General features: G+C 51.0%; 4 protein-coding genes. 2 read left to right on the top strand and 2 right to left on the bottom strand.

Annotated features, from left to right (window positions below; genetic code table 11):
• Positions 1-124: 124 nt before the first annotated feature.
• Positions 125-727 (bottom strand): adenylyl-sulfate kinase, encoded by a 603-nt coding sequence (gene cysC, locus ZMTM_RS02885; protein ID WP_221764836.1) that lies wholly within the window; start codon positions 725-727, stop codon positions 125-127.
• Between the two features lie 149 nt (positions 728-876).
• Positions 877-4,608: an autotransporter domain-containing protein gene (locus ZMTM_RS02880; RefSeq protein WP_221764835.1), complete on the bottom strand. Its 3,732-nt coding sequence runs from the start codon at positions 4,606-4,608 to the stop codon at positions 877-879.
• A 305-nt stretch (positions 4,609-4,913) separates the two neighbouring features.
• Here ZMTM_RS02880 and ZMTM_RS02875 point away from each other — a divergent pair, with 305 nt between their 5' ends.
• Together ZMTM_RS02875 and ZMTM_RS02870 are read left to right on the top strand one after the other, a co-directional pair.
• A complete protein-coding gene (locus tag ZMTM_RS02875) occupies positions 4,914-5,999 on the top strand; it encodes a helix-turn-helix domain-containing protein (protein WP_221764834.1) in 1,086 nt (361 codons plus the stop codon).
• Positions 6,000-6,055: 56 nt separating this feature from the next.
• Positions 6,056-11,149, top strand: a complete 5,094-nt coding sequence (locus tag ZMTM_RS02870; RefSeq protein WP_221764833.1) for a sulfotransferase — start codon at positions 6,056-6,058, stop codon at positions 11,147-11,149.
• The last annotated feature ends 71 nt before the right edge of the window (positions 11,150-11,220 follow it).

Below are 11,220 nucleotides of genomic sequence, written 5' to 3'. Positions count from 1 at the left end.
CTTCAAGTGCGAGTTGTTCAAACTTGTTGTTGATATTAGTTGCATGAACTCTCAAGGAACCTTGTTCCTTGAGAGTTACATTTCAAAACTGCCGAATTACCCTTTCCTGCTCCAGCACCTATCACTAATAGACAATCACCCGTTGCAACTTCAAATAGGCTAACACCTGCTCAACGCACTCATCCAGGCTGAGTTTGCCTGTATCAACAGTTAACTCAGGGTTCTGGGGGATTTCGTAAGGGGAAGAAATACCAGTGAAGTTAGGGATAAGCCCTTGCCTTGCTTTGGCGTACAGACCCTTAACATCCCGTTGTTCACAAACATCTATCGTGCAACGGCAGTATATTTCGATAAAATCATTTGTAGCCACAAGTGAGCGCACCCGCTCTCTGTCAGCGCTAAAAGGAGAGATAAATGCAGTAATCGCGATTACGCCAGCCTCAGTAAACAGCTTGGCCATTTCACCGACGCGGCGGATATTTTCTTCCCGGTCTCCCTGTGTAAAGCCAAGATCAGAACATAAACCGTGGCGTACATTGTCGCCATCGAATACAAAAGTTGCACAATGCTTTTCAAATAGTCGTCGCTCAATCGCGTGGGCCAACGTCGATTTACCTGCGCCAGAAAGCCCAGTAAACCAGAGAATAACGCTTTTGTGTCCATGCCGTAGTTCACGGTCTGAACGGCTGATCAGGGCTTGATGCCAATGGATGTTGTTTTCTGCCATGATGAATTCTTAATCTACATTTATTCTGATTATATTAGATGTAAAAATACTTAAACCTAGCCCCAGTTACAGGGCTAGGTTTAAGTGGGCTTTCAAGTCAAGGCAAGCGTAGCTTAGCCCGAATCAATACTCTTTAGAATCGCACTTTATTAGAATGGTACTTTGACCTTGACTGAAGCCGTCTCATTATCAAAGTGCTCCCTTACTTCAAAGTCTAGCCGTGCCGTGACTTCTATTGCATTACTGTTAGTCACCACATAACCCGCACCACCACGCATGAGGAATGGTGAAGGGTCTATGCCTTGGGTGATGAATGAAGCACCACCGCCAGTGTATGCCGCCGTAATGGAGTTACGGCTAGCCAGTGCGTCATAGCCAAGACCAAGGTTGCCGATCAAGGTGGCATGGTCAGTCACTTGATAGGCCACGCGGCTTTCTGCGAGCAGGATGAGTTCTTCAGCGTTGCTGCTGCCTACGTTGAGGTTCAAAGCCCCAGCCCCAGTCTCGGTGTATCCCTGTGCATGTAGCTTGGTGTAGTCAATGCGGATACCTGGGGCGAGCGTGGTTTGCGGGTTAATGGCATAGCTGCGACTTAAGCCTGCGCCGATGTGACCGCTCCAGCTGTCGTATTCGCTACTGGCGATTCGGTTAAGACCACCAAAGTTGATGACACGGTCGCCTTTGGTCGTGTTTGTGCCAAGGTTACCTTGCAGGCTGAGCGTGGTACGTTCATCTAGGCTATGGCTACCGTAGAGAATAGCTTGGTAGTTGTCGATGTCTGCACTTTGTGGTGCGGCGGATGAATTACTGTCGACATTGGTGTGGGCGTAAGCCAGTGCCACACCGACACGGGTGGTGTCGGAGATCTCGCCATCAATACCGCCAACGAGTCCGTAGGTGTTGGCGCTATAGCCAGTCACCCCTTTACGGTCATCCTGATTGGTCCAGGCTCCGAGGGGTTTGATCCAGACTTGTTTATCGCCATAGAAATCGTCACCCGATGAGGAGCCACGGTTGGCATGCTGACGGGATTCGATCACGCGGTTGATGCTGGCGAGGGTGGACTTCGTCGATTCCGCCATGCTGCCAGTCATGAGGGGTAAGGTTTGTTGCACGGCATCGGTGACTTGTTTCTGCGTACCTAGTTGGCCCAGCGCGGTGACAATGTTGTCGGTGTCGGTGCCAGTGGTACCGCCGCCGACAAAGCCGTCTAGTACGTTAGCAGCGCCCACGCCTGGGGTGAAGCCAGTAGCAACGACGCTGGTAAGCACACCAGCCGCAGCTTTATTGGTGAGCAGGTCAACGGCATTGCCGTTGAGTACGGCGCTAAAGTCAAATAAGGCACTGTTGTCGGTGATACTGAAAGTGCTGGCTGAGAGCGTACCAGCACTGATCACACTGCTCAGGATGTTGCCATTGGCCAGCGTATTGACACTGGCAACATTGACATTAATACCAGTGCCAGCCGCCAGTGTTGCAGTGCCACTCACCACCAGTTTTCCATAGCTGGTATCGCTGCTGGCGGCGGTCTGGAAGATACCAGCAGCGGTCTGGGAGTAGTCGCCCGTAATCGTTGCAGTGACGCCTTCAGCAACATTAAGCCTACCAGCGTTGGTAAAGCCAGAGCCAGTCTCAACTCCATTTGCCATGCCGCTAGTGCTTGTGCCAGCACCCATATTGAAGATGCCACCATGTTCAATGGTAAAACTTAGCACACTAAAGGCATTGTCGTTGGTGAAGGTGGCACCCGCTTTAACATTCACATCGGTAGTCCATGCCTTCACATCGCCAATAAAGCGGGCAGTGTTGTTACCTGTGATGTCGATGGTGGGGAGCGTGCTGTTGGACTCCAAATAAACGGCGTAATTACCACCAGAAATTGTGCCGCTGTTGATCAGGCTGCCGACACTGCTGTTGCTGAGGTATATGCCAGTAACGCCTCCAGATATAAGGCCACCAGCATGGTTGGTGATACTGCCACTGATAGTGGTGTTGCTGAGATTGATACCAACATAGCCGCCAGAAATACTGCCACCAGCGTTGTTGGTGATGCTACCGACGCTGATATGGCTAAGACTAATGCCCGAGCCCGAATTGCCACCAAAAATATTTCCACTATTGGTGATGCTACCGCTGACGCTACCGTTGATGAGGTATATGCCAGCACTGCCGCCAGAAATCAAACCGCCTGCATTGTTGGTGATGTTACCGCTGATTGTGCTGTTAGTGGCGTAGATACCAACATAGCTCCCCCCAGAAATAGTGCTGCTGTTGCTGATGCTGCCGACACTGCTGTTATCGAGCTTGATGCCATACGTCCCGCCAGAAATCGTGCCACCAGCGTTGTTGGTAATGCTACCGACGTTCATATGGCTAAGACTAATGCCTATCGCGCCCACATTGCCACCAGAAATATTTCCACTATTGGTGATGCTACCGCTGACGCTGCCGTAGGTGAGGGCAATGCCATACGTCCCGCCAGAAATCGTGCCACCAGCGTTGTTGGTGATACTACTGACTAAAGCGCTCAATATCCCAAAACCAGCATTGCCACCAGAAATCGTACCGCTGTTGCTGAAATCCCCAACACTACTGGCGTAGATGATCATACCAGCCTGACCCGCACCAGAAATACTGCCGCTGTTGCTGATGTTGCTAGCACTGCTGTAATTGAGATCAATGCCAAAGTTGTGGCCAGAAATACTTCCACTGTTGCTGATACCACCACTGACGGTGCTGTAGTTGACCATGATGCCATTACCATTGTCACCAGATATCGTGCCGCCTGCATTGTTAGTGATGCTACCGCTGATGGTGCTGTTGGTGAGCAATATGCCATTATTGCCACCAGAAATACTGCCGCTGTTGAGGATTCCACCACTGACGATGCTCTGACTTAGAAAAATGCCATGAGAGCCCGCCCCTGAAATACTAGCTCCCGCATTATTGGTGATACCACTTATGGTACTTCCAGCGATTCCAAAACCAACATTGCCTCCAGAAACATTGCCGCTGTTGATGATACTCCCCAGAGTACTGCCGTTAATCCAAATGCCCGACTGGCCTGTACCAGAAATACTGCCGCTATTGCTAATGCTACCGCTGACGGTACTATGGCTGAGCGAGATGCCAGTATTGCCACCAGAAATCGCACCATTTGTATTGTTAGTGATACTGCCAGCCTCGCTGCCGCTGAAAGAGATGATGCCGTGGTTGACACCAGAAATACTGCCGCTGTTGGTGATACCACCACTGACGGTAGCATGGTTGAGCCAAACACCCTCATTGCCGCCTGAAATCGTACCGCCTGTATTGTTGGTAATGCTGCCGCTGACAGTACTATCGCCAACATAGATAGCAGAACGACCTCCAACAGTGGCAGCAATGCTGCCGCTGTTGATGATGCTGCCACTGACGCTAGTGAGGCTGAGCTGTATACCATCAGTGCCGCCTGAAATCGTACCGCCTGTATTGTTAGTGATATTGCCAGCAATGGTGCTCTGAGCCATGAGCAGGATGCCATTGTTATTGCCAGAAATACTGCCGCTGTTGCTGATGCTACCTACTCCAGCGACACTTTGAACCAGGATGCCATTAAAAGTTGAAGTGATCGACCCAGCATTGGTTACGGTAAGGCTGTCGCCTGCATTCAATTGGCAAGTTGATGTTTCTGCCGTGCTAATCGTCACTAATGATCCACCGCCCGGGCAACTCGAAGCCGCCAACGCAGGCATGCCAGCAAGTGCGCCCAACGCACCCACCACTGCAACAGTGATCGCTTTACGGGTGGATGATGGTTTACCTTTGGCTTTTGCGCCTTCTGAGGCAACCACAAAGGCTTTGCGGGTTTCATTCCAGATAATGCGGTGGCTACGGTTCATTGTTTTTCATTCCCTGTTTTTGTCTATGCCTGAGTCTTGAGTTTTATAAGCATCTGATTGCTCTGACGGCCAAGCTAAAGTGCAGTACCAAGCACTTATTCTTTGACTCTCAAAGACCGAATCTCCTGTTATTTTCCTAGAGAAAGTTGATGACTCTTGACCGTATGTCTCACTTTTTCAAAATGTTTTTTGACCTTATTTTTGGGATAAGATAGCCAGTAAACGATGTAATTAATTGCCCTTATGTGCTTTGTTCACATGGCAAAAAGTGAGCATTCAGAAACATTTCATGGCGCATATCAAGCATGCCTAAAGCCTATTCAAAAACTGTCAGCCAGATCATTGCCGCGCAAGAGCAACGCTATGCCTATCCAGCTGAGGATACTGCTGCCCCCTCCGCCCAACCCCGCATCATTCATCAGAATTTCACGGTGACGAACGAAGCAGTCGCCTTGCAGGCCCAAGCCTGGAGGGATTACGTTGGCCGCATACTCGACGTTTCGGTTTCGCGCACACAGCTTGCCAATGGATTCTTGGGCGAAATCGATACCTATGTGCTCAAAGATATGATTTATCTGGATAGCCGCACCGACCCCGTTACTCAAACACGTACGGCAGCGCGCATTTCCAGGGATGGCGTGCGGGATTACGTTTTCCATGTGGCGGTAGAGGGCATCATCGAAACCGTGACAGGCTCGTTTTCAAAGCGAAAATCAGCCCAGTTTGTGCCAGGCATTCTGGCGCTGGACATGAACCAGACCATGCATATGGTGCGGCCTGCCTACGCTAGGGTACTTGCCTTTTTTTTACCGCGGACTATGGTGGAATCAGCGATCCCGGATGCAGAGTCGATTCATGGACGCATGGTGGCTTATACATCTCCCCTGACTCGCCTGATCCTCAATCATCTACTTACGCTCTGTCATCAGTTGCCGATGATGGATGAAGTAAAAGCGGAGAATACGATCCAGACCTGCGCCCATCTGATCATCGCGGCTTTCAGCAAACAGGCTCGCCTGAGCGACAGTGCACGTACGACTGCCCATGTCGCCATACGTGCAGAAGTTCAACGCTATATACAGGCCAATCTTTATCGAAATGATCTTTCGCCTGAGGCTGTTCAGCAGGTATTTCAATTGCCGCGTGCTACCTTGTATCGGATGTTCGAGCACGAAGGCGGGCTCGGGACATACATACGCAACTGTCGGCTACGCGAAGCTGCCCATGATCTGGTCAGGTTTCCGCAGATGGCCATCATTGAGATTGCTTACGGGCTATCCTTCAACAGTGCTTCGGATTTTACGCGCGCTTTTCGCCGCGCATACGGCATGACGCCACTGGATTTTCGGGCACTTGCGCTGGATATTGATACTTTTGACTCAGCCTCTTAAAGCTGAGTCACCCCACCCATTCTCTTTAGAACAGCTTTAAACCAGAAGGCCATATTGTGAATGTATTTGAACCAGAGGCGCGCTCACCGCTAACCCCGATTGAAGCGCACATGATTGCGGAAAACCACAAGGCCGCTGGACGCCTGAATGAGGCGGAACATGTATTGCGCCAGATTCTTGCCATCGCGCCGCAGTTCCCCCCCGCTTACCATACGCTGGGGTTGATTGCGTATGAAGTTGGCAAACTACCGCTAGCGGTGGAACTGATTGCGCAGGCTATTGCGATTGACCCGAATATCGGCCTTTATTACCGCGATATGGGCGAAATGTGCCGTCGACTAGGGCGGCTGGATGAAGCAGTAGCGGCAGGGAAACGCGCCTCAACATTGACCCCAAAAGAGCTAGATGCGCATTACAACCTGGGCCTGGCACTCACCGACCAATGTGCCTGGGCGGAATCCATCACTGCATACCGCCAGGCGCTGGCGCTGAATCCACAGCATGGATTGTCATGGAATAACCTGGGCGCCGCGCTGGAAAAACAGGGAAACCTGGCTGAAGCCGAGGTCGCCTATGCCAAGGCGGTGGCGATTAATCCCGGACATAGCGAGGCACAAAATAACCTGGGCGCGCTCTACAGCGAGCAAGGGCGGCTGGAAGATGCCTGTCGATGTTTTGATGCATCCATTGAGGCCGCGCCCGATTTCATTGAGCCGCATTTCAACCTGAGCTCACTCAAAACCTATACCGAAACTGACCCGCATCTCACCATGCTGGAACGCCATCGCTCACAGGTGCCGTCCATGAAAACCCAGGCGCAGATACGCTACTGGTTTGCGCTTGGTAAAGCCTATGAGGATGTCGCGCGGTTCGATGAAGCATTTGCCGCATATGAGGCGGGCAACAGACTGCAACATAGCTTACTGCCTTGCGATGAGGCGCGCGCAGATGAAATGGTGGCAGAGATTAAGGCCGTGTTTAACTCCGTGTTTTTTGAGACGCATGCCCAAGTGCCCGGTAGTGATCAAGCACCCATCTTCATCGTTGGCATGCCACGCTCTGGCACTACGCTACTTGAGCAGATTTTATCCAGCCACCCCGCTGTGCATGGCGCAGGTGAGCTGCTGGATATGCACGAGGTATTGATGCGTGCTGGCGGCAATATGAACAAAGCTGAACAGCGCTTCCCTAGCCTGGTTCCCAACATGCATCCACAAGACTTCGCCAGACTGGGTGCGGAGTATGCAGAGCGTGTATGGAAACTGGCGCCCGACGCCAAACATATCACCGATAAAATGCCTGCCAATTTTTTCTACCTGGGCATGATCCACCTGATGCTGCCAAACGCCAGGATTATTCATGCCATGCGCGACCCGATGGACTCGTGCTTTTCATGCTACTCACGGCTTTTCAATGACACCATGGAATTCGCCTACGACCAAGGCACACTGGGACGCTACTATGTACGCTATATGGAGCTGATGCGACACTGGCATGCCGTGTTGCCAAAAGGCCGTATTCTCGATTTACGTTATGAAGAACTGGTGGCGGATACTGAAGGCCAGGCAAGAAGAATACTAGACTTTGTGGGCTTGCCGTGGGATGACAACTGCCTGGCGTTTCACCAGAACAAGCGCCATGTTAAAACCGCCAGTGTGGCGCAGGTACGCAAGCCAATCTACAAAACATCTGTTGCACGTTGGCAGCGCTTTGAGGCCCATTTGCAGCCGCTGCTGCAAATGGTGCAGGCCACCGATTATGCCAACCCAGACACGACGACACTGCCGCCATCAGCTGCGCCCCTTTTTAGCAACAGCGCCGAAGAGTTGCATCTACAGGGAGTCAGTCTTTATCAGAGCGGACAGGTTGAGGCTGCTGTTGTTCTCTATCGACAAGCGCTGGCACTTAAACCCGGCTTTGCAATTGCGCTCAACAGTCTGGGCTATGCCTTGCAAGACCTGGATAAGCTGGAAGAGGCGCGTAGCTGCTATGAGTTGGCGCTAAAGCTCGCACCCGATTACGCCATGGCGCGGCTTAATCTTGGCATGGTGCAGCTCAAATTAGGCAATTGGACAGAAGGCTGGGAGCATTACGAAGCACGCTGGATTGGCTCGGCAGAGTCTGCGGCTGGCGTGTTTCAGCCGATTCAATGTGCTTTGCCATCATGGTCGAGCGAAACCGAGACTGAATCCGACACAGCCCAGCTTGGGCTATTGGTGATCTGTGAACAAGGGTTCGGGGATCTCTTTCTGATGGCACGCTATCTGGCTTTAGCTACCAAGCGTTTTGCCCGTGTTGGGCTGGTATGTAGCGCGCCAGTGCGCCGCTTGATGGAATGGTCATTTGGTGGCTCGATTAAGTTGTTTGGGCATATTCCCACCACAAGCACAGACTGGGATAGACAATGTCCGCTCATGTCCTTACCGCGTGCATTTGCTACCCGCCCTGATAATGTGCCGAATCACACACCTTATCTTGCTGTACCCAAGGCAGAACAAAGCAGCTGGCAACAACGTCTGGATGATGCCAGCGACGGCCGAATCACCATCGGACTTGCTTGGGCTGGGCGCAAAACACATGTGTACGATGCCCGCCGTAGCATGTCGCTAGCTCAATTGCCCCCCCTATTTGAAGACGACCGTTTTATCTGGGTCAGCTTGCAAAAGTGGGATAAAACTAATGTTGTTCCGCCAGATAATGACCGCTGGCTAGACTGGACTAACGAGCTGAATGATTTTGCCGATAGTGCAGCATTGATTACTGCGCTGGATTACGTGATTACGATTGATTCAGCAATGGCACATCTGGCAGGTGCCCTGAACAAACCCGTGTGGATGATGAACCGCTTTGACAACGAATGGCGCTGGATGCGTAACCGCGAAGATAGTGTGTGGTATCCATCCATGCGCATTTTCAGGCAGCCAGCACTGGGAGACTGGGCAAGTGTGGTAGCTAATGTTGCCACCGCATTGCAGGCATTACCTGATAAACCAGCAACATCAAAAACACGCAAAAATAAGATACCTGCGTCAATCTCTAAAGCCGCGCCAGCCATGTCAATAGAGCAGATGCTGGAACTGGCTTCGCAATTACAAGCACAGGGTAGATTGCAGGAATCAGAACAATGGCTACAACAAATCTTGCAGGCGCAACCTGATAACGCTTTTGCGCTGCATTTGCTGGGTGTAATCGCTCATCTGGTGGGGCAATCAAGTCTGGCGATTAACTTGATCGAAAAAGCCATCCAAATTAACAATAACGTCGCATTATTCCATGCCAATCTGAGTGAAATGTTGCGCCAGCAAAAACGGCTGGATGAAGCCATCATGTTTGGCGAACAGGCAGTAATGCTAGATACAACTATGGTTTCAGCCCATGGCAATCTTGGCGTTGCCTACTTTGACCGCAAGGATTACGCACTAGCCGAAACTTGCCACCAGCGTGCTCTGGCGATTACTGACCAATTCGCACCTTCACTCAATAATCTAGGCAGTATTGAACGGGCACGCAAAAACATTCCAGCAGCGATTGCCTGGTATCGCAAAGCAATTGTTGCTAATCCGAACTACTTTGAGCCGCTGAATAATCTGGGCGCAGTGTTGCTAGAAGAAGAGCTTTTTGAAGAGGCTCTCTTCCCGCTCAATCAGGCACTAGACATCAACCCACAAAATGCCGATGCGCTATGTAATCTGGGGCTGATAAGGCACCATCTTGATGATGACGGCACGGCGTTTGAGCTATTGCAGCAAGCATTACATTTTCGACCAGATTACCCAGAAGCCCATAGCGGCTTGGCGAGAGTGTTGCAATCACAGGAAAAGTGGGAAGCAGCTGAACAACATGCGTTGCAGGCCATAGCACTTGCGCCAGATAATGCGGATGGGTTTAGCCTGCTCGGCACACTGTATACCGAAATGGGGCGTGATGCCGAAGCCCAATATCAACGAGCCCTGGCGCTTGAGCCTGAACACACAGATGCTTTGGTAGGCTTGGGCAATCTGTGCATGGAGAACGGCGACATGGTGCGCGCTGAAAATCTTTTTCGGCAGGCTGTCGCCATAGATCCAGACAATATTGGTGCGCGCTTTCATCTCACGCAAGTAAAAAAAGTGAGTGCTGACGATGCCAATTTTGCCGCCCTGATTCAAACTGCAAAAAAATTGAAAATGTCAGAAAGTGAAGATAGCCTGCCCAATAGCAAAGCCATCTCGCTGCATTTTGCACTTGGTAAATGTTATGAAGATAACAAAAACTATGAGCAGGCGTTTCCCCATTTTATTGAAGGCTGCCGCCTGAAGCGTGCAAGCTTTGAGTATGACGCAGCGCAAAATCACCAGCAGTTTATCAACCTGATGCAGATGTTTGATCAATCGACTTTAGACCGCTTACGCAGCGTGGGAAATTCATTACAGAACTCATCTACAACACCGATTTTTGTACTAGGCATGCCGCGCTCTGGTACAACGCTCACCGAGCAGATTATCGCCAGCCACCCAGAAGTATATGGCGCTGGTGAATTGCCCGATTTAATGGAAATCTTACAGCACGATGCCGACGGTAAAGGTTTGGGCTTTCCATACAATCTAGTCAATTTAACCTCAGAAAGAATTCCCCAGTTGGCGGCGGAATATCTATCGCGCCTAGAAAAACGAGCGCCTAGTTCGCGTTACATTACCGACAAAATGCCTGCCAATTTTTATGCAGTCGGCTTGATACACCTTATGCTGCCCCAGGCTAAAATCATCCACGTCAATCGCAATCCAGTAGATACCTGCGTCTCCTGCTTTACCAGGTTATTCCAGCGCAAGCAGCATTCCACTTATGATCTGGCTGAGCTTGGCCAGCACTATGCCGACTATGCACGGCTGATGCAACATTGGCGCAAGGTACTACCCGCGGGCGCTTTTCTGGAGGTGAACTATGAAGACATTGTGGCAAATCAAGAGGCAGAGGCACGCCGCCTGATTGCCTATTGCGGCCTAGAGTGGAATGACGCCTGTTTGAGTTTCTACAACACAAACCGCACCATCCGCACCGCAAGCCTAGCGCAGGTTCGGCAACCTATTTATAGCTCGTCAGTTGAGCGCTGGCGCTTATATGAAGCTTATTTAACGCCACTACTGGAGGCGCTTGGTGATTTAGCGCCATAGATACAGATACAGATACACAGCAAGTGTAGAAAGCGGACGTTCATAGCTAAAGGAAGTCGCCTGCTTTTCTA

The sequence above is a fragment of the Methyloradius palustris genome, from assembly GCF_019703875.1.
GTDB classification, from domain to species: domain Bacteria; phylum Pseudomonadota; class Gammaproteobacteria; order Burkholderiales; family Methylophilaceae; genus Methyloradius; species Methyloradius palustris.
The sequence above is the reverse complement of the archived record's forward strand: the minus strand, read 5'-3'. Positions and strand labels throughout refer to the sequence as shown.

What these genes read in the sequence shown, in the direction of transcription:
- ZMTM_RS02880 (WP_221764835.1), bottom strand. Translation starts at nt 4,608, where the DNA reads ATGAACCGTAGCCACCGCATTATCTGGAATGAAACCCGCAAAGCCTTT.
- cysC (WP_221764836.1), bottom strand. Translation starts at nt 727, where the DNA reads ATGGCAGAAAACAACATCCATTGGCATCAAGCCCTGATCAGCCGTTCA.
- ZMTM_RS02875 (WP_221764834.1), top strand. Translation starts at nt 4,914, where the DNA reads ATGCCTAAAGCCTATTCAAAAACTGTCAGCCAGATCATTGCCGCGCAA.